This is a genomic window from Halomonas sp. A29 (assembly GCF_046723295.1).
GTDB lineage: Bacteria > Pseudomonadota > Gammaproteobacteria > Pseudomonadales > Halomonadaceae > Halomonas.
Window position 1 is genome coordinate 16075 of record NZ_JAXQPR010000016.1, and the last position, 23895, is coordinate 39969.

At 65.5% G+C, this 23895-nt stretch carries 21 protein-coding genes; all 21 read left to right on the forward strand.

Annotated features, from left to right (window positions below):
- The first annotated feature begins 11 nt into the window (after positions 1-11).
- Entirely contained in the window at positions 12-689 is a 678-nt protein-coding gene (gene narI, locus SPH52_RS21320; RefSeq protein ID WP_411797057.1) for a respiratory nitrate reductase subunit gamma, read from the forward strand.
- 286 nt (positions 690-975) lie between these two features.
- Positions 976-1794, forward strand: coding sequence for a peptidylprolyl isomerase (locus SPH52_RS21325; RefSeq protein WP_411797058.1), 819 nt, complete (start codon positions 976-978; stop codon positions 1792-1794).
- 55 nt (positions 1795-1849) lie between these two features.
- Positions 1850-2434 carry a molybdenum cofactor biosynthesis protein B gene (gene moaB / locus SPH52_RS21330; RefSeq protein ID WP_411797059.1) on the forward strand — a complete coding sequence of 195 codons (585 nt, stop codon included), beginning with the start codon at positions 1850-1852 and terminating at the stop codon, positions 2432-2434.
- A complete protein-coding gene (gene glp / locus SPH52_RS21335) occupies positions 2431-3672 on the forward strand; it encodes a gephyrin-like molybdotransferase Glp (RefSeq protein WP_411797060.1) in 1242 nt (413 codons plus the stop codon). Before moaB ends, glp begins: the two co-directional genes overlap by 4 nt.
- Entirely contained in the window at positions 3632-4375 is a 744-nt protein-coding gene (locus SPH52_RS21340; protein ID WP_411797061.1) for a Crp/Fnr family transcriptional regulator, read from the forward strand. Before glp ends, SPH52_RS21340 begins: the two co-directional genes overlap by 41 nt.
- Before the next feature lie 44 nt (positions 4376-4419).
- Positions 4420-4839, forward strand: a complete 420-nt coding sequence (locus tag SPH52_RS21345; protein ID WP_411797062.1) for a putative zinc-binding protein — start codon at positions 4420-4422, stop codon at positions 4837-4839.
- The gene (gene moaA / locus SPH52_RS21350) at positions 4836-5822 is read left to right on the forward strand and encodes a GTP 3',8-cyclase MoaA (RefSeq protein WP_411797063.1); all 987 of its coding nucleotides are present in this window, start codon (positions 4836-4838) and stop codon (positions 5820-5822) included. The genes SPH52_RS21345 and moaA overlap by 4 nt, the downstream gene beginning before the upstream one ends.
- Positions 5823-5923: 101 nt before the next feature.
- Complete coding sequence (locus tag SPH52_RS21355) at positions 5924-6961, forward strand: GlxA family transcriptional regulator (protein ID WP_411797064.1); 1038 nt, start codon at positions 5924-5926, stop codon at positions 6959-6961.
- A gap of 237 nt (positions 6962-7198) precedes the next feature.
- Entirely contained in the window at positions 7199-8497 is a 1299-nt protein-coding gene (gene glyA / locus SPH52_RS21360) for a serine hydroxymethyltransferase (protein ID WP_411797065.1), read from the forward strand.
- Between the two features lie 49 nt (positions 8498-8546).
- Positions 8547-9797, forward strand: a complete 1251-nt coding sequence (locus SPH52_RS21365; protein WP_411797066.1) for a sarcosine oxidase subunit beta family protein — start codon at positions 8547-8549, stop codon at positions 9795-9797.
- 12 nt (positions 9798-9809) lie between these two features.
- Complete coding sequence (locus SPH52_RS21370) at positions 9810-10148, forward strand: sarcosine oxidase subunit delta (RefSeq protein WP_411797067.1); 339 nt, start codon at positions 9810-9812, stop codon at positions 10146-10148.
- The gene (locus SPH52_RS21375; protein WP_411797068.1) at positions 10145-13195 is read left to right on the forward strand and encodes a sarcosine oxidase subunit alpha family protein; all 3051 of its coding nucleotides are present in this window, start codon (positions 10145-10147) and stop codon (positions 13193-13195) included. The genes SPH52_RS21370 and SPH52_RS21375 overlap by 4 nt, the downstream gene beginning before the upstream one ends.
- Positions 13188-13823: a sarcosine oxidase subunit gamma gene (locus SPH52_RS21380; protein WP_411797069.1), complete on the forward strand. Its 636-nt coding sequence runs from the start codon at positions 13188-13190 to the stop codon at positions 13821-13823. The genes SPH52_RS21375 and SPH52_RS21380 overlap by 8 nt, the downstream gene beginning before the upstream one ends.
- A gap of 103 nt (positions 13824-13926) precedes the next feature.
- On the forward strand, positions 13927-14271 hold the full coding sequence (locus tag SPH52_RS21385; RefSeq protein ID WP_411797070.1) for a cupin domain-containing protein: 345 nt from the start codon (positions 13927-13929) through the stop codon (positions 14269-14271).
- A 103-nt stretch (positions 14272-14374) separates the two neighbouring features.
- Positions 14375-15241, forward strand: a complete 867-nt coding sequence (purU, locus tag SPH52_RS21390; protein ID WP_411797102.1) for a formyltetrahydrofolate deformylase — start codon at positions 14375-14377, stop codon at positions 15239-15241.
- 85 nt (positions 15242-15326) lie between these two features.
- Positions 15327-17381, forward strand: coding sequence for a prolyl oligopeptidase family serine peptidase (locus SPH52_RS21395; protein ID WP_411797071.1), 2055 nt, complete (start codon positions 15327-15329; stop codon positions 17379-17381).
- Positions 17382-17709: 328 nt separating this feature from the next.
- Positions 17710-19035: an ABC transporter substrate-binding protein gene (locus tag SPH52_RS21400; RefSeq protein WP_411797072.1), complete on the forward strand. Its 1326-nt coding sequence runs from the start codon at positions 17710-17712 to the stop codon at positions 19033-19035.
- Between the two features lie 470 nt (positions 19036-19505).
- On the forward strand, positions 19506-20429 hold the full coding sequence (locus SPH52_RS21405) for an ABC transporter permease (protein ID WP_411797073.1): 924 nt from the start codon (positions 19506-19508) through the stop codon (positions 20427-20429).
- Positions 20426-21295 (forward strand): ABC transporter ATP-binding protein, encoded by an 870-nt coding sequence (locus tag SPH52_RS21410; RefSeq protein WP_411797074.1) that lies wholly within the window; start codon positions 20426-20428, stop codon positions 21293-21295. Before SPH52_RS21405 ends, SPH52_RS21410 begins: the two co-directional genes overlap by 4 nt.
- Positions 21296-21361: 66 nt before the next feature.
- Positions 21362-22120, forward strand: a complete 759-nt coding sequence (locus SPH52_RS21415; protein ID WP_411797075.1) for a GntR family transcriptional regulator — start codon at positions 21362-21364, stop codon at positions 22118-22120.
- Positions 22117-23853, forward strand: coding sequence for a fumarate reductase/succinate dehydrogenase flavoprotein subunit (locus SPH52_RS21420; protein ID WP_411797076.1), 1737 nt, complete (start codon positions 22117-22119; stop codon positions 23851-23853). Before SPH52_RS21415 ends, SPH52_RS21420 begins: the two co-directional genes overlap by 4 nt.
- The last annotated feature ends 42 nt before the right edge of the window (positions 23854-23895 follow it).

Sequence of the window (23895 nt, forward strand, 5' to 3'; positions counted from 1 at the left end):
GGAGACCTGTCATGAACTACATCGATTCCCTACTGTTCGGGCTCTACCCCTACCTGGCCGGCAGCGTCTTCCTGATCGGCAGCCTGATGCGCTACGACCACGGCCAGTACACCTGGAAGACCGGCTCCAGCCAGATGCTGTCGTCGAAGAACATGCGCCTGGCCAGCAACCTGTTCCACATCGGCATCATCACCATCTTCTTCGGCCACCTGGTGGGTCTGCTGACGCCGCACTGGCTCTACGGCCCCTTCATCAGTGCCGGTACCAAGCAGGTGCTGGCGGTGGTGGTCGGCGGTATCGCCGGCGTCATGTGCCTGGTGGGCGGCGCCATGCTGTTCTACCGCCGCCTGACCAACCCGCGGGTGCGCGCCTCGTCCAGCACCATGGATACCGTGATCATCGGCCTGCTGGTGCTGCAGGTAACGCTCGGGCTGCTCACCATCCTGCCCACCCTGGGCCACCTGGACGGCAGCAAGATGCTGCAGTTCTCCGGCTGGGCGCAGTCCATCGTCTACTTCCAGGGCGGTGCCGCCGCTCATCTGGAAGGCGTGAGCTGGATCTACAAGCTGCACATCCTGATCGGTCTGACCATCGTGCTGGTGTTCCCCTTCACCCGCCTGGTTCACGTGTGGAGCGCGCCAATGGGGTATGTCACCAGGCGCTACCAGATCGTCCGTCGCCGGGCTTGAGGTACAAGCTGGCTGCGCTCGCTCGGCTTCACAACCTCGGTGTCAGCGTGAGGGGCGCCGGGGGCAGGACGAAGAGGAGGTCTTTTGCCATGGGTGAGGAGCATTGCTCCGAACGGGCTGGCCATGGATGGCCAGCCCAGGTCCTGCAAGCGGAGCAGGATGCGAGAGCGCAGCAGGGCAAAAGTAGCGCCCAGGGATGGGTTCACAGCGCCTCCTTGAAGGCCTGCCGACGGAACAGCCCCGAGCTTGTATAGCCGCTTATGCCATGTATTAGAGGATCAGCACCATGCAAATGATCGAGATCGCACAGCTGCCGGGCCGCTACGCTCCGCCGCCCATCAAGGTCGGGGCCAAGGCCATCGACGAGGACAGCATCGCCCGCGAGATGCAGTACCACCCGGCAGCGACCGCCGGCGAGGCGCAGCTTTCTGCCGCCCGCGCCCTGGTGGTTCGCGAGCTGCTGCGCCAGCGCGCCGTCGAGCTCGGTCTGGTGGCCGATACCGATGACGAAGGCGACAACGATACCGCCATCGCCACCCTGCTGGAGCAGGAGCTGGAAGTACCGGAGCCGGAGGAAGAGGCTTGCCGCCGCTACTTCGATGCCGACCCCGAGCGCTTCAGCGAGCCGACTCGCATTGCCGTGCGCCATATCCTGCTGGCTGCCGCACCCGACGACGCAGAGGCACGCGATGCCCAGTACCGCCTGGGCGAGACGCTGATCGAAGAGCTCCAGAGCATTCCCGAGCGCTTCACCGAGTTCGCCATGCGCCACTCCGCCTGCCCCTCGAAGAGCGAAGGCGGCGAGCTGGGCTGGCTGGCGCCGGGGCAGACCGTGGCCGAGCTGGACCGCGCCCTGCAGCACCTACCCGAAGGGCTGCACGACCGCCCGCTGGCCTCGCGCTACGGCTGGCACCTGGTGAGCATCGACCAGCGTAGCGGCGGGCAGCGCCTGCCATTCGAACAGGTTGCAGAGCGCGTGCGCTACACCCTGCGCGAGCAGGCCACCCGACGCGCTTTGCGCCACTATCTGCTGGCGCTGGAAGCGGAGATTGGCGTCGAAGGTATCGAGCTCGACGATGACAGCGCCAGCTCGTTGATGCAGTAAGAAATTTTTCATGTCATGGGTACCGACCCTGACGGTCGGTACCGGAGGAGCCGTCATGTCCCATGTTCACGCCAACGCCCGTTTCGTGCCGCTCGGTATCGCCGTGCTGACCGTCTCCGACACCCGCGGCTTCGACCGTGACGGCAGCGGCGACCTGCTCAGCGAACGCCTCTCCGAGGCCGGCCATGTGCTGGTCGACCGGCGTATCGTGCCCGACGACATCTATCGCATCCGCGCGGTGGTTTCCAAGTGGGTGGTGCGCGACGACGTGCAGGTCATCCTGGTCAACGGCGGTACCGGTTTCACCGCCCGCGATACCACGCCCGAGGCGCTCGCGCCGTTGTTCGATCGCTCCGTGGACGGCTACGGCGAGCTGTTCCGCCAGCTCTCCTTCGAAAGCATCGGTACGTCCACCGTTCAGTCGCGGGCGGTGGGCGGGGTGGCCAACCGTACCCTGATCTTCGCCATGCCCGGCTCGCCCAAGGCCTGTGCCACGGCGTGGGACGGCATTCTGGCCAGCCAGCTCGATGCCCGCACCCGGCCGTGCAACTTCGTCGCCATGGTCATGCCCGAGCAGCAGGAATGCGGCAGCCGCGAGTCGCCGAAAGTGCCTGATCATGGTCAAGGAGTGCACGCATGAGCTGTGCCACTCTTGCCAAGGGTTTGTTGGACCTGGAAGTGGCAAGGGCACGCATGATCGCTGCGGCCGAGCCCGTGCAGGGCGAAGAACTCGTGGCCTTGGAACGGGCCGCCGGGCGGGTGCTGGCGCGTGACGTGGTGGCGCGACTCGACATGCCTGGCATCGACAACAGCGCGATGGACGGCTATGCCTTGAGACGGGCGGAGCTCAATGATGCCGGCCTGCCCATCGTCATGCGGGTACCGGCGGGGGCCAAGGTCGAGGTGCTGGCCGAGGGTGGCTGTGCGCGTATCTTCACCGGGGCGCCGGTTCCCGAAGGGGCCGACTGCGTGGTGCCCCAGGAGCGGGTTCGCCTGGACGAGGCGGGGCGCGTGCACATCATTGGCGAAGTGAAGCCTGGGGCCAATATCCGTCGACGCGGTGAAGAATACCGCGAAGGCGACGCGCTGTTGCCGATGGGCTGGACGCTGAACGCCGCGGCATTGGCCATGCTGGCGAGCCAGGGCATTGCCGAGGTGCCGGTGCTGCCGCGCCTCAAGGTGGCGTTGATCTCTACCGGCGACGAGCTGATCGAGCCGGGCGAAGCGTTCTCGCCCGGTCTGGTGTACAACAGCAACCGGGTCATGCTGCAGGCGCTGCTCGAACAGGCCGACTGCGACGTGCTGGACCTCGGTATCATCGCCGACGACCCCGGGGCTCTGCGCGAGGCGTTCAGCGCTGCCCGCGATGGCGCCGACCTGGTGGTGTGCACCGGCGGTGTGTCGGTGGGCGAGGAGGACCATGTGCGGCCCGTGCTCGATGAGCTGGGTGGGCTCTCGTTCCATGGCGTGGCGATCAAGCCGGGCAAGCCCTTTGCTTTCGGCTACCTGGACGACGGCTCGCCCGAAGGCGTGCCGCTGATCGGTTTGCCGGGCAACCCCGTGGCCTCGCTGGTGGGCTGGCACCTGCTGGCCAGACCCTTCGTGCAGGGCTGCCAGGGCCGCACTGTCGGGCCACTACAGCAATATTGCGTTAGCGCCGGCTTCTCGCGGCGGGGCAGCCCAGGGCGGCGCGAGCTGCTGCGCGTCACGCTCGACTGGCAGGGCGGGCGTCCGGTAGCCTTGCTGGCCGGCGGACAGGGCTCCCACATGCTGCAAGCCGCCAGCCAGGCGCACGGTTATCTGATGATGGCCGCCGATACCGATGTGGAGGAAGGTCATGAATACGCCTATTTACCCGCCGGACAGTTCGTCGACTGACCTGCTGTTCAAGCCAAAGCAGCTGCGCGAGCTGGTCCATGGCGTGCCCTGGCTGGGCGAACTGGACGACGACGAGGTCACCGAGCTGCTCGAGGATACCGAGCTCAAGACGCTCAAGACTCGCGAATGGCTGTTTCGCCAGGATGCCCCGGCCCACTGGCTCTACATCGTCATCAACGGTGCGGTACGCCTGGCGCGCAGCGCCGGCGACGGTCGCCTGGCCACCATTCGCTGCGTCGAGCGTGGCGGCACCCTGGGTGAGCTGAGCATGGTCTCCAGCGCCGGCGTCTACCTCTATTCCGCCGAGGCGCTGCGCCGCACCCATGTGCTGGCGATTCCCGCCCAGCGCTGCCGCGAGATCATGGATCGCCAGCCGGCCTGCCGTGCCGAGTTCATGAGCCGCCTGGCACTGGAGCTCACCGAGCGCCTTGAGGACCTGGCGCTGCTGACCCAGGCCGATGCCATGTCGCGGCTGGTCAGCTACATCCTGCGCCAGCTGCCGGCGGGGCGTAGCAAGAGCCCGCGGGTGGTGCGCCTGTCGATCCCCAAGCGCTGGCTCGCCGCCCAACTGGCCATGACGCCGGAGACACTGTCGCGGCTGCTGGCCAAGCTTCGCGACGGCGGCGTGATCGGCATCGACCGCCAGCGCCTGACGGTGCTCGACGAACAGAAGCTGCGCGACGCCATGCTGGCGGACGACTGACGCCGCCAGCACCAGGGCGACGTGCTGCAAGGAGGGGAGGCTCCATGTCCCGAACCGCCAACAAACCTCGCACCCTGGTCTACTCCTGTTCCGGCTGCTCCGACGTGGCGCAGCTGGCCAATGACGTCGCCGTGCGGCTCGACCATACCGGTGTAGCGGAGATGTCGTGTATTTCCGGCGTGGGCGGCGGCGTGCCCGGCCTGGTACGTACCGCGCGCTCCGGCCGGCCCATCGTCGCCATCGACGGCTGCCAGATGCACTGCGTGACCCACTGCCTGGCCCGCGCCGGGGTGAGCGCCACCGAACACGTCAAGCTCTACGAGCAGGGCTTTCGCAAGCGTCGTGGCCAGAGCTACGACGAGGAGATCGTCCATGAAGTGGCCGAGCAGGTCGGCGAACTGATCGCCCGGCTGCCTATGGACGCTACGGCCCATGTCGAAGCAAGAGCCAAGGAGAACGCATGAGCCTTATCGACGGCTTCGGCCGCAGCGTGCGCTACGTGCGCCTCTCCGTCACCGACCGCTGCGACTTCCGCTGCGTCTACTGCATGGCCGAGGAGATGACCTTCCTGCCCCGGGCCAGGCTGCTGACCCTGGAAGAGATCGCCACGCTGTCGCGGGCCTTCGTCGAGCTCGGCGTGGAGAAGATCCGCCTGACCGGCGGCGAGCCGCTGGTGCGCCGCGGCATCGAGTCGCTGGTGGCCGAACTCGGTGCGCTGCCGGGCCTGCGTGACTTCGGCATGACCACCAACGGCGCCGGCCTGGTCAAGCACGCCCGTGCCCTGTATCGGGGCGGGCTCAAGCGGCTCAACGTCAGCCTCGACTCGCTCGATCCCGAGCGCTTCCACGCCCTGACCCGCACCGGCGACCTGGCCAGGGTGATCGATGGCATCCGCGCTGCTCGCGAAGCCGGGTTCGAGCGCATCAAGCTCAACGCGGTGATCCTCAAGGGGCGCAACGACGACGAGGTGCTCGATCTGGTCGAGTTCGCCCGCCAGGAGCAGGTGGACATCAGCTTCATCGAAGAGATGCCGCTGGGCCAGAACATGAGCCACGACCGCGCCGAGACCTTCTGCTCGAGCGATGACGTGCGCGCCGCCATCGAAGCGCGCCACACGCTGCTGCCCACCACCGAGAACACCCTGGGCCCTTCGCGTTACTACCGCATGGCCGACAGCGACTCGCGCATCGGCTTCATCTCGCCCCACAGCCACAACTTCTGTGCCGCCTGCAACCGCGTACGGGTCACTGCCGAGGGCCGCCTGCTGCTGTGCCTGGGCAACGAGCACTCCGTCGACCTGCGCGCCGTGATGCGCCGCCACCCCGGCGACCTCGAACGGCTCAAGGCCGCCATCGTCGCCGCCATGCAGAAGAAGCCAGAGCGGCACCACTTCACTACCGACGGCGACGTCCAAGTCGTTCGCTTCATGAACATGACCGGGGGCTGACGGCGACTGGCCCCGTCGGTTCGTTTTGCTGGCTTGACCAGCACGGGCGTCAAGGGCAATGTCGAGGTAGAGTATCGAGCCCTGCCCAAAGGTCGTTCCCCATGAACCCGGTCGCCCAGCAAGAGCCGCTCTCGGTCGGCTTCGTCCTGCTGCATCGCTTCACCCTGCTGCCTTTCGCCGCCTTCGTCGATTGCCTGCGCCTGGCGGCCGACGAGGGGGATCGCAGCCGCCAGCTGCGCTGCCACTGGACCTTCATGACCAGTACGGGCGAGCCGGCGGCCTCCAGCTGTGGGGCCTCCATCACGCCATGCCAACCTTTCCAGGACCCGCAGGAGTTCGACTACATCGTGGTGATCGGAGGCGTGCTGGACGATGCCGACCGGGCCGATACCACGGCGCTGGCCTACCTGCGCCGGGCGGCAAGCGCCCAGGTGCCGCTGGTCGGGCTGTGCACCGGGGTCTTCGCCCTGATCCAGGCCGGCCTGATGAACGGGCGGCGCTGCTGCGTCAGCTGGTACCACCATCGCGACATGATCCAGCGCTTTCCCACCATTGAGCCGGTGGCCGACCGGCTATTCGTCGATGATGGCGACCGCCTGACCTGCGCGGGCGGTTCGGCGGGTGCGGACCTGGCCGCCTATCTGGTCGAGCGGCACCTGGGCAAGGCCTGGGCGATGAAGAGCCTGCGCATCATGCTGCTCGATGAGGCCCGTATCGGCGCCCACCCCCAGCCGCAGCCGGTGGTGTTCGGCAAGATCGAGGATCGCCTGGTGCGCCGTTCCATCGCCGTGCTGGAGCAGCATCTCGGCGAGCCGATTTCCATGGAGACGCTGGCGGAGCGGGTCGGCACCTCGCGGCGTAACCTGGAGCGGCGGTTCCGCGAAACCCTGGGCGTCGGGCCGCAGAAGTTCGCGCGCGATCTGCGGCTGCGCTATGGGCTGTGGCTGCTGCACTACACCGGCAAGAGTGTCACCGAGATAGGCGAGCGCTGCGGCTTCGCCGATACGGCCCATTTCTCGCGTCATTTTCGTACGGCCTTCGGCATGCCCCCGTCGGAGATGCGCAAGCGTGCCGAGGAGCCTGGCAGCGACCGGGTCGATCCTTTCTTCCTGCATATCGAATCCCGTCCGGTGGCCTGACCGCTGCATCGCTATCTCCCGCCTCACGCGTGCTCTAGGCGTATGAGTGTCACCTGCAGGGTGGCGTTCGCCTAAAGTGGTAGGCCAACCCCGGCGGTGCCTGTCGTTCAGCAAAGCTGTCGCATTTATTCAATCTTTCTCTCTCTTGTGGGCCTTTAATCGGAGCATGAGCCGAAACTCTCCGCGCCCCCTGCGGGTAGCCAATAGATTCAACAGCCAGAACAACAGGAGCCAGTCATGAACCAAGCCGGTCTCGCATCCTTCGATTCCCAGATCGCCGCCGCCATCGCCGAAGAGGTGGCGCGCCAGGAGGCGCACGTCGAGCTGATCGCCTCCGAGAACTATGCCAGCCGCGCGGTCATGGAGGCCCAGGGCACCCAGCTGACCAACAAGTACGCCGAAGGCTACCCGGGCAAGCGCTACTATGGCGGCTGCGAGCACGTCGACGTGGTCGAGAAGCTCGCCATCGAGCGCGCCTGCGACCTGTTCGGTGCCGACTACGCCAACGTCCAGCCCCACTCCGGTGCCCAGGCCAACGCTGCCGCCTTCATGGCGCTGGTCAAGCCGGGCGACACCGTGCTCGGCATGAGCCTGGCCCACGGCGGACACCTGACCCACGGCGCCGCACCCAACTTCTCCGGCAAGCACTACAACGCCGTGCAGTACGGCCTGAATCCCGAGACCGGCGAGATCGACTACGAAGAGGTCGAGCGCCTGGCCCGCGAGCACCAGCCGAAGCTGATTATCGCCGGCTTCTCCGCCTACTCCCGCGTGGTGGACTGGCGGCGCTTCCGCAACATTGCCGACGAGGTCGGCGCCTGGCTGATGGTCGACATGGCCCACGTAGCAGGCCTGGTCGCTGCCGGCCTCTACCCGAGTCCGCTGCCGCATGCCCACGTGGTGACTACCACCACCCACAAGACGCTGCGCGGCCCGCGTGGTGGCCTGATCCTCTCCGCCCATGGCGATCAGGATCTCTACAAGAAGCTCAACGGCGCGGTCTTCCCCGGCCAGCAGGGTGGCCCGCTGATGCATGTGATCGCGGCCAAGGCGGTGGCCTTCAAGGAGGCCATGAGCCAGTCCTTCGTCCAGTATCAGCAGCGGGTGATCGACAACGCCCAGGCGATGGCTGGCGTCTTCGTGGCGCGTGGCTTCGACGTGGTCTCCGGCGGTACCGACGACCATCTGTTCCTGGTCTCGCTGATTCGTCAGGGCGTGACCGGCAAGGATGCCGACGCGGCGCTGGGTCGCTCGCACATCACCGTCAACAAGAACGCCGTGCCCAACGACCCGCAGAGCCCCTTCGTCACCTCCGGCCTGCGTATCGGCACCCCGGCGGTAACCTCGCGTGGCTTTGACGTGGCCGACTGTGAGGCGCTGGCCGGCTGGATCTGCGACATCCTCGACGTGCTGGCCGAGCAGGGCAACACCGATGCCGTGGAAGCCGAGGTGCGCGAGAAGGTCGCCGAGCTCTGCCAGCGGCATCCGGTCTACGGTGCCGCGCCGGCAGCGACGCACGAAGCCGCTACCGCCTGAACCCGTTTGATCCGGCCCTGCACGGCGGGGCCGGTCGAGGAGAGAGAACATGCAACGCTATTCAGGTTTCGGGCTGGCCAAGCACGCCCTCAGCCACCACGAGAACTGGGAACGCCAGTGGCGCAACCCCACTCCCAAGAAGCAGTACGACGTGATCATCGTCGGCGGCGGCGGCCACGGCCTGGCCACCGCCTACTACCTGGCCAAGGAGTTCGGCGTCAAGAACGTGGCGGTGATCGAGAAGGGCTGGCTGGGCGGCGGCAATACCGCGCGTAATACCACCATCGTGCGTTCCAACTACCTATGGGACGAGGCGGCGGCCCTCTACGAGCACTCCATGAAACTGTGGGAGGGGCTCTCCCAGGACCTGAACTACAACGTGATGTTCTCCCAGCGGGGGGTGCTCAACCTGGGCCACACCCTGCAGGACATGCGCGACATCCAGCGCCGGGTCAATGCCAACCGCCTGAACGGTATCGACGGCGAGGTGCTGGACGCCAAGGGCGTGCAGGAGCTGGTGCCGATCATGGACTGCTCGAAGAACGCCCGCTACCCGGTGCTCGGTGCCTCCTGGCAGCCGCGCGCCGGTGTGGCCCGCCACGACGCCGTGGCCTGGGGCTATGCCCGCGGTGCCGATGCACACGGCGTGGATATCCTCCAGCAGACCGAGGTGACCGGCTTCAAGATCCGCGACGGCCGCGTCTTCGGCGTGCACACCAACCGCGGCGACATCGAAGCCAAGACCGTCGGCTGTGTGGCTGCCGGTAACTCCGGGGTGCTGGCCAAGCTGGCCGGCTTCAAGCTGCCGCTGGAATCGCACCCGCTGCAGGCCCTGGTCTCCGAGCCCCTCAAGCCGATCCTCGACACCGTGGTGATGTCCAACCACGTGCATGGCTATATCAGCCAATCGGACAAGGGCGACCTGGTCATCGGCGCCGGTATCGACGGCTACAACGGCTATGGTCAGCGCGGCAGCTACCCCACCGTGGAGCACACCCTGCAGGCCATCGTCGAGATGTTCCCGATCTTCTCCCGGGTGCGCATGAACCGCCAATGGGGCGGCATCGTCGACACCTGCCCGGATGCCTGTCCGATCCTCTCCAAGACCCCGGTGAAAGGACTGTTCTTCAACTGTGGCTGGGGCACCGGTGGCTTCAAGGCCACCCCGGGCTCGGGCCACGTGTTCGCCGCCAGCCTGGCCAAGGGCGAGATGCATCCCATCGCCGAGCCCTTCTCCATGTTCCGCTTCCATAGCGGGGCCCTGATCGACGAGCACGGCGCCGCCGGCGTGGCCCACTGAGGAGAATTCGCCATGTTCTATATCTACTGCCCCTACTGCGGCGAACACCGCGAGGAAGAGGAGTTCCACCCCAAGGGCCAGGCGCACATCGAGCGACCCAAGAACCCCGAGGAGTGCAGCGACGAGGAGTGGGGCGACTACCTCTTCTTCCGTGACAACCCCCGTGGCGTGCACCACGAGCTGTGGGTGCATGCGGTGGGGTGTCGCAAGTTCTTCAACGTCACCCGCCACACCGTGACCTACGAGATCCTCGAGACCTACAAGATAGGCGAGCAGCCGTCGATCACCGCCGATGAGCGCGGCCAGCCCCGCGAGGCCGCCGCGGCCAGCCAAGAAGGAGTGCGCGCATGAGCCAGTCCAAGAAACAAGTGCACCGCCTGGCCAAGGGCGGTCGGATCGATCGCTCCCGCACCCTGAGCTTCACCTTCAATGGCCAGAGCTACCAGGGGCACCCGGGTGACACCCTGGCCTCGGCGCTGCTGGCCAACGGCGTGGACATCGTCAACCGCAGCTTCAAGTACTCGCGGCCCCGGGGCATCGTCGCCGCCGGCGCCGAGGAGCCCAATGCCGTCGTCCAGCTGGGCAGCACCGAGGCGGCCCAGGTGCCCAACGTGCGCGCCACCCAGCAGGCGCTGTTCGCCGGCCTGGCCGCCCGCAGCACCAACGGCTGGCCCAACGTGCAGCGCGACATGATGGGCCTGGTCGGCAAGCTGGGCGGCAAGTTCATGCCCCCGGGCTTCTACTACAAGACCTTCATGGCACCGGCCTCCATGTGGATGACCTACGAGAAGTACATCCGCAAGAGCGCCGGACTGGGGCGCAGCCCCATGGAAGCCGACCCGGACACCTATGACCACCTGCACCAGCACTGCGACGTGCTGGTGGTGGGCGGCGGGGCCGCCGGCCTGGCCGCGGCCCTCGCCGCCGCGCGCAGCGGAGCCCGTGTGATCGTCGCCGACGAGCAGGAGGAGATGGGCGGCTCGCTGCTGGATAGCCGCGAGACCCTGGACGGCAAGCCGGCGGAGCAGTGGGTGGCACAGGTGCTCGAGGAACTGGTCGGCTGCGAGAACGTCACCCTGCTGGCGCGCACCACGGCCAACGGTTATCACGACCATAACTTCGTCACCCTGCACGAGCGGCGCACCGAGCATCTCGGCGAGACCGCCCCGCTGGTGAACGGGCATCGTCCCGTCCGATCGCGCATGCACCGCGTGCGTGCCGGCCAGGTGATCCTGGCTACCGGCGCTCACGAGCGTCCGCTGGTCTATGCCGGCAACGACGTGCCGGGCAACCTGCTGGCCGGTGCGGTGTCCACCTACATTCGCCGTTACGGTGTGGTGCCGGGCAACAAGCTGGTACTCTCCACCAGCAACGACTACGGCTACCGCGCCGCCCTCGACTGGAAGGAGGCGGGGCGCGAGGTGGTGGCCATCGTCGATTCCCGTCAGGCGCCTGACGGCGATCTGGTCGAAGAGGCCCGTGCCCGTGGCATTCGCATCATCACCGGCAGCGCCGTGATCGAGGCCAAGGGCGGGAGCCGCGTCAGCGCGGCGCGGGTCGCCATCATCGACATCGACGCCTTCAAGGTTACCGGCCAAGTCGAGACGCTGGCCTGCGACACCATCGCCAGCTCCGGCGGCTACAGCCCGGTGATTCACCTGGCCTCTCATACCGGCGCCCGGCCCACCTGGCGCGACGACCTCCTCGGCTTCGTACCGAACCTGGTGAAGGGCGTGCAGGCCTGCGGGGGTGCCAATGGCACCTATGCGCTGGGCGAGGTGCTTGCCGAGGGCGTGGAGGCCGGTATCAAGGCCGCCGCCGCCACCGGCCATGCCGCCCCGGTGATCAACTTGCCCCAGACCAAGCTCCTCAAGCAGGGCCAGGCGGCACCGCTCTTCCAGGTGCCCCATGAGAAGCCGACCCTGCGCGCGCCCAAGCAGTTCGTCGACCTGCAGAACGACGTCACCGCGGCGGGCATCGAGCTGGCCACCCGCGAGGGCTTCGAGTCCATCGAGCACGTCAAGCGCTACACCGCCATGGGCTTCGGCACCGACCAGGGCAAGCTGGGCAACATCAACGGCATGGCCATTGCCGCTCGCTGCCTGGGGCGCTCCATCCCCGAGGTGGGCACCACGGTGTTCCGCCCCAACTACACCCCGGTGACCTTCGGTGCCATTGTCGGCCGTCACTGCCGCGATCTCTTCGACCCCGAGCGCTACACCCCTCTGCATCAGTGGCATGTGGAAAACGGCGCCGAGTTCGAGGACGTGGGCCAGTGGAAGCGTCCCTGGTACTACCCGCAGCGCGTCAACGGCAAGGTCGAGACCATGCACGAGGCGGTGGCCCGGGAGTGCCGCGCGGTGCGCGAGAAGATCGGCATCCTCGACGCCTCGACCCTCGGCAAGATCGATATCCAGGGCCCCGATGCCCGCGAGTTTCTGGCGCGGATCTACACCAACAAGTGGGAGAAGCTGGGGGTCGGCAAGTGCCGCTACGGCTTGATGTGCAAGGACGACGGCATGGTCACCGACGACGGCGTGACCAGCTGCCTGGCCGAAAACCACTTCCTGATGACCACCACCACCGGCGGCGCTGCGGCGATCCTCGAGTGGCTGGAGCTGTGGCACCAGACCGAGTGGCCGGAGTTGGACGTCTACTTCAGCTCGGTGACCGATCACTGGGCCACCATGACCATCACCGGCCCCGAGGCGCGCAAGCTGCTGGCCGAGATCACCGATATCGATCTCGACAAGGACGGCTTCAAGTTCATGGACTGGCGTGCCGGCAAGGTGGCGGGCGTGCCGGCGCGGGTCTATCGCATCTCCTTCACCGGCGAGTTGACCTACGAGATCAACGTCCAGGCCAACTACGCCATGCACGTGTGGCAGACCCTCTTCAAGCACGGCGAGAAGTACGGCCTGACCCCCTACGGCACCGAGACCATGCACGTCCTGCGTGCCGAGAAGGGCTTCATCATCGTCGGCCAGGACACCGATGGCTCGGTGACCCCGGAAGACCTGGGCATGCAGTGGTGCGTGGGCTACGACAAGCCCTTCTCGTGGATCGGCAAGCGGGCCCTGACCCGTTCCGACACCAAGCGCGAGAACCGCAAGCAGCTGGTGGGTCTCAAGCCCAAGGACCCCAAGGTGGTGCTGGAGGAGGGCGCGCAGATCGTCTTCGATCCCAAGCACGCCATCCCCATGCCGATGGCCGGGCACGTGACCTCCAGCTACTACAGCCCGACCCTGGATTCCGGCTTCGCCCTGGCGGTGGTCAAGGGTGGCCACAGCAAGCTGGGTGAGACCGTCTACCTGCCCATGGCTGATGGCCAGACCCATGAGGCCGAAATCGTCAGCCCGATCTTCTACGACCCCAAGGGAGAGCGCCAGAATGTCTAACGCGGCTACCTTCGATACCCGTACCGATAGCGCCATCCCGGTGGAGTCGCCGCTGGCTTACAGCTACCTCCGCAGCGGTGTTCCGGCGGCCGGCCCCCAGAGCCGTGTCATCCTGCGCGAGCGCGCCCTGCTGGGCCACCTGGTCCTGCGTGGCGGCGCCATCGTCCTCGACGAGGCGGTGCGTGAGGTGCTGGGTCTGGGCCTGCCCGGCCAGCCCCAAGGGCTGGTCCAGGACGCCAGCGGCGAACGTTCGATCCAGTGGCTCTCGCCGGACGAGTGGCTGGTGATCGTGCCCGGCGGCGAGGAGTTCGAGCTGGAAACCCGACTGCGCGAGCGCCTGGCGGACGCCCACTATGCCATCAGCGACGTCAGCGGCGGCCAGACCCTGCTGGAGCTTTCCGGCGAGGCGGCCCGTGAGCTGCTGATGAAATCGGCGATCTACGACGTCCACCCCAGCCACTTCCCGGTGGGCAAGGGCGTGACCACAGTCTTCGCCAAGGCCACCGCCATCATCCGCCGCCCCTCCGAGGAGCGCTGGGAACTGGTGATACGCCGCAGCTTTGCCGATTATCTCTATCGTTGGCTGCTGGATGCCGGTGCGGAATACGGCATTGGCGTAGTGCGCTGAGCAAGGCCGCTCTTCTGCTCATGACTTTCCCGGCAGGAGAGCGGCAACGATGTCGCTCTCGGGTTATTCAATCGGTTAATAAAGCCTTTCGACAGGAAGCATAATGTCCAACAAGATCAAGGTACTGCGTGACGCTCAGCCAGAAGTGCTGCTGAATGCCAGTTCCTGGGAAAAGCTGTCTGGTGACCCCCATACCGTCAATCTAAATGCTTACGCATCAGAAGACGGGACCAAGACGATGGGCACCTGGATCTGCACACCAGGCAAGTGGGCAGTAGACTACAAGAAGTGGGAATACTGCGATTTTCGCGAAGGATATTGTATTTTGACACCGGAGGATGGAGAGCCCATTCACCTGAGAGCTGGTGATATCTTTATCGTCGAGCCTGGTTTTAGAGGCACTTGGGAGGTTGTGGAAACCGTTCGTAAATATTTTGTCTTTGCCTGACGAATCGGCTGAGTTATTCACATCGAGTCAACGCCTGCATGCTGGTTGCCAGATGAAAAATCCGCTTGGCTTTGAGGCGAATTACAACAAGGGAGATAGCGTGATGGGCCGCAAAGAAGGAAGTTGGATTCTGACGGCACAGAGCCCCAGCCGGCTCGGCACCGTGGACGTGGTGACGCGTTTCCTCAAGGAGCAGAGCTGCTACATCACCGAGCAGAACTCCTTCGACGATGACCCGAGCGGCCGCTTCTTCATTCGCACCGAGTTCCGCCCCCTGGATGAGGACTTCGATGCCGAGGTTTTCCAGTCCGGCTTCGTCGAGCGCGCCGCCGAGTTCGAGATGAGCTTCGAGCTGACGCCGCCGGGGCGGCGCATGCCGGTGGTGATCATGGTCTCCAAGGCCGATCATTGCCTCAACGACCTGCTCTACCGCTACCGCACCGGCCAGCTACCGATCGAGATTCGCGCCATCGTCTCCAATCACCCCGATCTGGCGTCGCTGGCGGAGTGGCACGGCATTCCCTATCACCACTTCCCGATCACGCCGCAGACCAAGGCCGAGCAGGAAGCCCAGGTGCGGGAAGTAATCGACGCAAGCGGGGCGGAGCTGGTTATCCTGGCGCGCTACATGCAGGTGCTCTCGAGCGAGATGTGCACCAGGCTCTCCGGCCGCGCGATCAACATCCACCACTCGCTGCTGCCCGGCTTCAAGGGCGCGCGCCCCTACCACCAGGCCTACGAGAAAGGCGTCAAGCTGGTCGGCGCCACGGCCCACTACATCAACGACGACCTGGACGAGGGGCCGATCATCACCCAGGGCGTGGAGCCGGTGGGTCATACCGATTACCCCGAGGACTTGATCGCCAAGGGCCGCGACATCGAGTGTCTCACCCTCGCTCGTGCAGTGGCGCTACATGTGGAGCGGCGCGTCTTCCTGCATGCCAGCCGCACGGTCATCTTCGAGCGCTGACTCCTCTCCTGCGCTCGATGCCATTGAGCCCGCGGCCGGGGCAGGCTAGCTTGGTGGGCAAAACCACGCCCACCAGGAGATCCGCATGGCTGCCCCACACGACGAGCATGACCCCCATCTCTGGCTGGAAGAGGTCGAGGGCGAGCGCGCCCTGGCTTGGGTGGTAGAGCGCAACGCCGAGAGCCAGGCGCGGCTGGCCGATTCCCCCGGCTTTGCTGAGCTGTGCGATGATCTCCAGGCGATCCTCGAGGCCGACGACCGCATACCCTTCGTGGTCAAGCGCGGCGAGCACTTCTACAACTTCTGGCAGGACCGCGACCACCCCCGCGGGCTGTGGCGGCGCACTACGCTCGAGGAGTACCGCAAGGTGAGGCCCGAGTGGGAGGTGCTGATCGACCTCGACGCGCTCAACGCTGAGGAGGGTGAGAACTGGGTGTGGCACGGCGCCCACTGCCTGCGCCCTGAATCGCCCAGCGAGCCCTGGCGCCACTGCTTGGTGTCGCTCTCGCGTGGCGGTGCCGATGCCGACGTCACCCGCGAGTTCGACCTGGTGCAGAAGCGCTGGGTCGAAGCGGGCTTCTTCCGTCCAGAGGCCAAGGGCAGCTTGGGCTGGATCGACCGCGACACGGTCTACGTCCAGACCGACTTCGGCGACGGCTCGATGACCAGCTCCGGCTACCCGCGCATCGTCAAGCAGTGGCGGCGCGGTACGCCAGTGGTCGAGGCCGAGACGGTATTCGAGGGCGATCCCGACGACATGGCCGTGGGTGCCGGCCACGATTCCACGCCGGGCTTCGAACGCGACTTCGTCAGCCGCGCCCGCGCCTTCTACGACAACGAGCTCTACCTGCGCGAGGCCGACGGCAGCCTGCGCCGTATCGAGGTGCCCAACTCGGCCCACAAGCAGGTCCACCGCGAATGGCTGATGGTCGAGCTTCGGGAACCCTGGGAGGTGGATGGCACTACGCATCCCGCCGGAGCCCTGTTGATTGCCGACTTCGACACCTTCATGGCCGGCAAGCGCGACCTGCGCGTGCTGTTCACCCCCACTGAACGCACCTCGCTCTCCGATGCCACCTGGACCCGCCGCCACCTGATCCTCAACGTGCTCGACGACGTCAAGCACCGGCTCTACGTGATCACGCCGAGCGAGGGCCGGTGGCAGCCCGAGCCGCTGACGGGCGTGCCGACGCTCGGCAGCGTCAGCGTGAGCGCGGTGGACGACGAGGAGAGCGACGAGATCTTCGTGATCGTCAGCGACTACCTGACGCCCACCACGCTACTGCACGGCCGGGTCGGTGAGGCGCTGGAATCCCTCAAGCAGGCCCCGGCGCTGTTCGATGCCAAGGGCCTCGAGGTGACCCAGCACTTCGCCACCAGCCGGGACGGCACGTCGGTTCCCTACTTCCAGGTGGCGCGGCGCGACCTCGAGCCGAGCGGCGAGCATCCGACTCTGCTCTACGGCTACGGCGGCTTCGAGGTGTCGATGCTTCCCGGCTACAGCCCCGGCGTGGGGCGCGCCTGGCTCGCCCAGGGTGGCGTCTACGTGGTGGCCAACGTCCGCGGCGGCGGCGAGTACGGCCCGCGCTGGCACCAGGCGGCGCTGCGTGACAAGCGCCACAAGGCCTTCGAGGACTTTGCCGCGGTGGCCGAAGATCTGATCGAGCGCGGCGTCACCTCGCCGAAGCGGCTGGGCATCCAGGGCGGCTCCAACGGCGGCCTGCTGGTGGGCAACATGCTCACCCGCTACCCACACTTATTGGGCGCGGTAGTGTGCCAGGTGCCGCTGCTCGACATGCGCCGCTATCACCTGCTGCTGGCCGGGGCCTCATGGATGGCCGAGTACGGCGACCCCGACGGCGCCGACTGGGAGTTCCTGCGCGACGTTTCGCCCTATCACAACCTCGACCCTGTGGCCGACTACCCGCCCATGCTGCTGATGACCAGCACCCGCGACGACCGCGTTCACCCGGGCCATGCACGCAAGATGATGGCGCGCATGCACGAGCAGGGGCACCAAGTGCTCTATTACGAGAATATCGAAGGCGGCCACGGCGGCGCGGCGGATAACCGCCAGCGCGCCCACATGCAGGCGCTGGCATTCACCTTTCTCGTCCAGCAATTGATGGGCGAAGACTGAATCTTAGCCTTGAACTCATTTGTTCTAGTTGTCTTGCTCAAGGCTGAATTGGCTGCGCCATGATGATGCCGAAAGCCCCTTGTTACGCACTATGCGTGCGCAATGAGGCGGCTGGCGGTCGAGTGGTTTATCCAATTCGGGCTGCCCTTTCCCTTATTCGAATCATGCAGATGGACGGAAAGCCGTGCAGGATGGCACGCGCTCTGCAAATCAATGGGTGAAGGTAATGACCGGATAGTACAAGTACAACCCACCCTGACCGAGGTGACTGGACATGAAGAACCGGAACCGATCTATAGTCCTTTGTTTATTGGGCTCACTGCTTCTTGTGAGTGGCCACGCCCTGGCGGAGCGAATCTCCATCGGCATAGGCCACCAGAGCATGGTCACCAATACCGTGGCGGGCGGTATCGTGTTGGAAAAGCTTGGCCTCATCGAGAAGTATCTACCGACGGAAGGCGACTATGCAGACGCCGAATACGAGATCGTCTTTCGCGACTACGACTCGGGACCGCCCATCACCAACCAGATGATGGCGGGCAACCTGGAGTTCGGTGTGATGGGCGATTTCCCGCTGATCGTTAACGGTGCCAGTTTTCAGGCCACCGGCCGTAACGAGACCCGTCTCATCGCCGTGACCGGCTACAACCGGCAGGGGACCGGCAACGGCATCGTAGTGCCGGTGGCTTCCGACGTTTACTCCCTGGCAGAACTGGCCGGCAAACGCATCTCCACCCCGGTGGGCAGCGCCGCCTGGGGCATGACCCTCAAGGCGCTGCGCGATGCGGAGCTGGACGGCAAGATAGACATCGTCGACCAGAGCCCGCCCGTCGGTGTCGCCAACATCGCCGGTAACCGCATCGATGCCCATGCCGACTTCGGCCCATGGTCGGAGGTGATGGAGTTCCGTGGTACCGGGCGCAAGATCTTCGACGGCAGCGAGGCGGGCGTGCCGACCTTCCATGGCATCGTGGTGCGCAAGGACTTCGCCGACCGCTATCCCGAGGTAGTCGACGCTGTGCTGCAGGCCACGCTGGAGGCGCAGCAGTGGATCGAGGAAGACCCGATGCGTGCTGCCACCCAACTGAGCGAGTGGACCGGGGTGGCCAAGGAGGTGCTCTATCTTTATTTGGGAGAAGGGGGCATCAGCACCCTGGACGCCACCATCAAGCCCGAGTGGGTCGAAGCTTTGAAGTACGACCATGCTCTGCTGCAGGACGAACGCAACATACCCGATCTCGATTTCGAGGCCTGGATCGACGACAGCTACCTTAACCGTGCCTATGCCGCCTCCGGGCTGGATTATGCCGCCGACCTGGAGCGGATGGTCGTCCCCATCGCCTCAAACCCCGAGCTCGAGCCGGCCCAGGTGTGGTTTGCCGACAATGGTATCGTCGGGTACGACAGTGTGGCCGAGATGATAGCGGCCTTTCGAGACGCCAGTGCTGAAGGCCGGGAGATATACGCCACCTACGTCTATGACCAGTTGAGCGGCATCAAGATGTTCGGCAAGGCGGCATTTCTTACCGAAACTCCCGATGGCGAAGTGGCGGCCTTCATGAAGCGCGCCGACTCCGAAGCGTTCATTGCCGACAACGGTGGCAAGCTAATTGCCTTGGCCGCTTCCGAAGAAGAAGCGCTTGCCATGAAGTGAGACAAGTCTTCGCATTCATCTGGCTTGCAATATCGAGGGGCGCGGTATTTATCGCGCCTCTTTTTATTTATTTCTTGTTTTGCTTTCCCGCTCCTTGCTCGCCTTCGCCTGCTAATGACTTGTACTACTTGTTATAGATGCTCCGGATTTATGAGCATGAAAGTGCTTCAGTGTGATGCCGTTCAATGACGATATGCACCATGCGGGAGCGCCGATTAATACGAAAGAATTCATTCCCGGTATATTGGGAAATAAAAAATATCCTTCTGGATTAAAGTCTTGAAAAAAGACCGAGGAAGGTTGGCACGGCTGATGCAACTTACTGGGTAAATGACATGACCTGATAGTACAAGCTTCGATTTCGACAGCGCTTCCCATAACAAGACTGCCGGCAACAACGACACAACAAGCGCCGGTTTCACTACCCACAGCGTTGCACAGACAGCGCTTCCGTGACGAGAGGTGACCTCATGAGCTTGAACCCTAGTCCTCGCCCTCCGCTGTCCGAGGCCGTCCTGTCCGGCCCACTCGAAGCCGTCGAGCGACCAAAGGTCAAGAGCAGCGCTGCCGTAGCCGTTCCCTCCCGGGTGAGCCACGGTGCACCTCGGCGCCTGCTGCCCGGGAACTCGGACCGCTACCTGGTACGTACCGGCGCCCTGCTGGCGGCGGCGCTGGGCTGGCATCTCGCCTCGACCTATGGCTTCGAATTCTTCGTGCGCTTCGACAACGTGCCCGGGCCGCTGGTGGTGGGGGCGGAGTTCCTGGCCCAGGCCTCGAGCCAGCAGTTCTACCTGCATATCCTGCACAGCATGCAACGCATCGCCATCGCCTATGGCCTGGCTGTGGTGATCGGGGTGGTACTGGGGGTGATGATGGGGCGCTCGCGCTTCGCCGAGGACGTGATCCTGCCCTACATCGAGATCCTGCGGCCGATCCCGGCGGTGGCCTGGATCCCGCTGGCGATCCTGATGATGCCCAGCGAACAGTCGAGCATCGTCTTCATCACCTTCCTCGGGGCGCTGTTCCCCATCGTGATCAACACCGTGCACGGCGTCGAGCAGACCCCCAAGGTGTTGGTTCGTGCGGCGCGCAGCCTGGGCGCGAACAACACCGCCATCCTTTGGCACGTGGTGCTGCCCGGCGCGCTGCCGAGCATCGTCGCGGGGCTCGCCATCGGTATGGGCGTGGCGTGGTTCTCGCTGCTGGCCGGCGAGATCATCAGCGGCCAGTACGGCATCGGCTACTTCACCTGGTCGGCCTACACCCTGGTCGAGTACCCCAAGATCATCATCGGCATGCTGGTTATCGGTGGGCTGGGCTCGCTGTGCACTCTGCTGGTTCGCAAGGCCTGCGCGCCGCTGCTGCGCTGGCAGATCGAGGGGGCCAAGTCATGACGACCACGACCCGACTCAACCGCGCGCCCGTCGTCGATCATCCCCACAGCTATCGCCCACGTACGGCAGGGGGGAAGGGCCGGATCAGCGTGCGTGGCCTCGACATCGTCTTCGCCACCGCCAGCGGCCCCCACCGCGCGGTGGAAGACGCCAGCCTCGAGATCCAGCCGGGTGAGTTCGTCTCGCTGCTGGGCCCCTCCGGCTGCGGCAAGTCGACCCTGATGAACAGCGTGGCCGGCTTCGTCGAGCCGACCCGGGGCGAGGTGCTGCTCGATGGCCTGGCGGTGAACAAGCCCGGCCCCGACCGCGGCATGGTGTTCCAGCAGCACTCGCTGTTCCCGTGGAAGACGGTGAAGCAGAACGTCGCCTTCGGCCCGCTGATGGCGGGCGTGGGCTCGCGGGAGGCCGACAGCGTGGCCAGCACCTTCCTTTCGCTGGTGGGGTTGTCGCGCTACGCCAACGCCTATCCCACCACGCTCTCCGGCGGCATGCAGCAGCGCGTGGGCATCGCCCGGGCGCTGGCCAACTACCCCAGCGTACTGCTGATGGACGAGCCCTTCGGCGCCCTGGACGCCCAGACCCGCAGCATGATGCAGGAGAACCTGCTCGAGATCTGGAGCGAGTTCAAGAACACGGTGCTGTTCGTCACCCACGACATCGACGAGGCGGTGTTCCTCTCCGACCGCATCGTGGTCATGAGCGCAAGTCCGGGACGAATCATCGCCGATATCCCCGTGCGGCTGGCGCGTCCGCGCACCCAGGAGCTGCTGACCGCGCCCGAGTTCATGGCGCTCAAGCGCGAGTGTCTGGCCCTGATCCGCGAGCAGACCCTGCATGCCTTCGAGCAGCAGAACCAGGCGGGCTGAACCGATACCCGGCATGACCGTGCGGCTTCGAGTCGACATGACATGTCATGACAAGAGGTGACGACCATGAAGAGCCAGGAACTCAAGCTGCAGCCGGGCGACTCGCCGCAGCCGCTCTACGTGCAGATCCGCGACACCCTGCGTCGCAACATCCTCGAGGGCGGCTACTCGCCCCATGAGCGGCTGCCGTCGGAAAACGCGCTGATGAAGAGCTTTGGCGTGAGCCGCATCACCATTCGCCAGGCCCTGCGCGACCTGCACAACGAGGGGCTGGTGTTTTCTGCCCAGGGCAAGGGCACCTTTGTCAGCAAGCCCAAGGCGGTGCAGAACGTGCAGCGCCTGCAGGGCTTCGGCGAGGCAATGGCGGCGCAAGGCTATGAAGCCACCGCTCGGCTGCTGTCGATCCAGGAGTGCAAGCCGGGCAAGGCGGTGGCCGCCGCACTCGGGCTGCGCTCCGGGGACGCCGTGGTGGAGGTCAAGCGGGTGCGCTACCTCAACCGCGAGCCGGTCTCGCTGGAGAGCAGCTACTTCCCCATGGACATCGGCCGGCGGCTGTTCGGTCAGGACCTATCCGGCGACATCTTCCCGATGCTGGAGAACCGCTTCGCCATCCCGCTGGGCGCGGCGAACATCGCCATCGATTCCACCCTCTGCGACGAGGAGACCCGGCAACACCTCAACCTCGGGATGGGCGAGCCCATTCTGCGGGTCGAGCGGCTGACCTACGACCGGGCGGGTCGGCCGGTCGACTTCGAGTACCTCTGCTTCCGCGGGGACGCCTTCAAATACCAATTCCGAGTGGATCGGAAATCGGAGGAATCATGAACGCAAGCGACATTCCCGTCATCGACACCGACGTGCTGGTCATCGGCGGTGGTACCGCCGGCCCCATGGCGGCCGTGACCGCCAAGGAGCAGGACCCGAGCCTCAAGGTGATGCTGCTGGAGAAGGCCAACGTCAAGCGCAGCGGGGCCATTTCCATGGGCATGGATGGGCTCAACAACGCCATCGTGCCCGGCCACTCGACGCCCGAGCAGTACGTCAAGGAGATCACCATCGCCAACGACGGTATCGTCCACCAGCCCGCACTGATGGCCTATGCCCAGCGCTCCTTCCCGATGATCGAGAAGCTCGACTCCTGGGGCGTGCACTTCCAGAAGGACGAGACCGGCGACTACGACATGAAGAAGGTCCACCACCTCGGCACCTATGTGCTGCCGATGCCGGAGGGCCACAACGTCAAGAAGATTCTCTACCGTCGCCTGCGCCGCAACCGGGTGCAGATAGAGAACCGCTACCAGGCTACCCGCCTGCTCAAGGACGCCGATGGGCGTATCGCCGGCATGATTGGGGTGAATACACGCACCGCCGAGCCGATCATCATTCGCGCCAAGGCGGTGATCATGGCCACCGGCGCTGCCGGGCGCATCGGCCTGCCGACCTCGGGCTACCTGTTCGGCACCTACGAGAACCCGGCCAACAACGGTGACGGCCATGCCATGGCCTACCACGTGGGGGCAGACCTGGCGAACCTCGAGTGCTTCCAGATCAACCCGCTGCTCAAGGACTACAACGGTCCCGCCTGCGCCTACGTCACCGGTCCGCTCGGCGGCTTCACCGCCAACTCCCGGGGCGAGCGCTTCATCGAGTGCGACTACTGGTCGGGCCAGATGATGCTGGAGTTCTTCAAGGAGCTGGAGGGCGGCAACGGCCCGGTGTTCCTCAAGCTCGACCACCTGGCCGAGGAAACGATCCAGGAGATCGAGACCGTCCTGCACACCAACGAGCGGCCCTCGCGCGGGCGTTTCCACGACGGCCGTGAGACCGACTATCGCCAGCACATGGTGGAGATGCACATCTCCGAGGTCGGCTTCTGCTCAGGCCACTCCGCCTCGGGGGTGTGGGTCGACGAGACCGGCGCCACCACCGTGCCGGGCCTGTATGGCGCCGGTGACATGGCCTCGGTAGCCCACTCCTACATGCTCGGTGCCTTCGTCTACGGCCAGATCTGCGGCGAGAGCGCAGCCGCCTTCGCCAAGGAGCGCAGCGAGATGCCAACCCTCGACGAGGCCTTCATCGCCGCCGAGCTCGCGCGCATCCAGGCGCCGCTCAAGGTGGCCGATGGCATCCCGCCGTCACAGATGGAGTACAAGGTGCGCCGCCTGGTCAACGACTACCTGCAGCCGCCCAAAGTGACCAAGAAGATGGAGATCGGCCTGCAGCGCATCCTCGCCGTGCGCGAGGACCTGCCCCGGCTCGCGGCCGCCGACCCCCACGAGCTGCTGCGCGCGCTGGAAGTGCAGTCGATCATCGACTGCGCCGAGATGGCCGCCCGCGCCTCGCTCTATCGCACCGAATCGCGCTGGGGGCTCTACCACTATCGTGTCGATTGCCCTGAACAGAACGACGCCGACTGGTTCTGCCATACCCGCCTGTACAAGGACGACAACGGCAACATGGCCCACGGCAAGCGACCGGTGGCGCCTTATCTCGTCGAACTCGGCGAGGAGAAGGACGCTTACCAGAAGCTGCGTGTGCAGCAGGCCGCCAACGCCTGATCCCCCAGGTAAGCGACGAAAGACGCGCGAACAAGGAATCGA

Excerpts from the sequence above, each read along its gene's own strand:
- narI (WP_411797057.1), top strand. The coding sequence starts at position 12 with ATGAACTACATCGATTCCCTACTGTTCGGGCTCTACCCCTACCTGGCC.
- SPH52_RS21325 (WP_411797058.1), top strand. The coding sequence starts at position 976 with ATGCAAATGATCGAGATCGCACAGCTGCCGGGCCGCTACGCTCCGCCG.
- moaB (WP_411797059.1), top strand. The coding sequence starts at position 1,850 with ATGTCCCATGTTCACGCCAACGCCCGTTTCGTGCCGCTCGGTATCGCC.
- glp (WP_411797060.1), top strand. The coding sequence starts at position 2,431 with ATGAGCTGTGCCACTCTTGCCAAGGGTTTGTTGGACCTGGAAGTGGCA.
- SPH52_RS21340 (WP_411797061.1), top strand. The coding sequence starts at position 3,632 with ATGAATACGCCTATTTACCCGCCGGACAGTTCGTCGACTGACCTGCTG.
- SPH52_RS21345 (WP_411797062.1), top strand. The coding sequence starts at position 4,420 with ATGTCCCGAACCGCCAACAAACCTCGCACCCTGGTCTACTCCTGTTCC.
- moaA (WP_411797063.1), top strand. The coding sequence starts at position 4,836 with ATGAGCCTTATCGACGGCTTCGGCCGCAGCGTGCGCTACGTGCGCCTC.
- SPH52_RS21355 (WP_411797064.1), top strand. The coding sequence starts at position 5,924 with ATGAACCCGGTCGCCCAGCAAGAGCCGCTCTCGGTCGGCTTCGTCCTG.
- glyA (WP_411797065.1), top strand. The coding sequence starts at position 7,199 with ATGAACCAAGCCGGTCTCGCATCCTTCGATTCCCAGATCGCCGCCGCC.
- SPH52_RS21365 (WP_411797066.1), top strand. The coding sequence starts at position 8,547 with ATGCAACGCTATTCAGGTTTCGGGCTGGCCAAGCACGCCCTCAGCCAC.
- SPH52_RS21370 (WP_411797067.1), top strand. The coding sequence starts at position 9,810 with ATGTTCTATATCTACTGCCCCTACTGCGGCGAACACCGCGAGGAAGAG.
- SPH52_RS21375 (WP_411797068.1), top strand. The coding sequence starts at position 10,145 with ATGAGCCAGTCCAAGAAACAAGTGCACCGCCTGGCCAAGGGCGGTCGG.
- SPH52_RS21380 (WP_411797069.1), top strand. The coding sequence starts at position 13,188 with ATGTCTAACGCGGCTACCTTCGATACCCGTACCGATAGCGCCATCCCG.
- SPH52_RS21385 (WP_411797070.1), top strand. The coding sequence starts at position 13,927 with ATGTCCAACAAGATCAAGGTACTGCGTGACGCTCAGCCAGAAGTGCTG.
- purU (WP_411797102.1), top strand. The coding sequence starts at position 14,375 with ATGGGCCGCAAAGAAGGAAGTTGGATTCTGACGGCACAGAGCCCCAGC.
- SPH52_RS21395 (WP_411797071.1), top strand. The coding sequence starts at position 15,327 with ATGGCTGCCCCACACGACGAGCATGACCCCCATCTCTGGCTGGAAGAG.
- SPH52_RS21405 (WP_411797073.1), top strand. The coding sequence starts at position 19,506 with ATGAGCTTGAACCCTAGTCCTCGCCCTCCGCTGTCCGAGGCCGTCCTG.
- SPH52_RS21410 (WP_411797074.1), top strand. The coding sequence starts at position 20,426 with ATGACGACCACGACCCGACTCAACCGCGCGCCCGTCGTCGATCATCCC.
- SPH52_RS21415 (WP_411797075.1), top strand. The coding sequence starts at position 21,362 with ATGAAGAGCCAGGAACTCAAGCTGCAGCCGGGCGACTCGCCGCAGCCG.
- SPH52_RS21420 (WP_411797076.1), top strand. The coding sequence starts at position 22,117 with ATGAACGCAAGCGACATTCCCGTCATCGACACCGACGTGCTGGTCATC.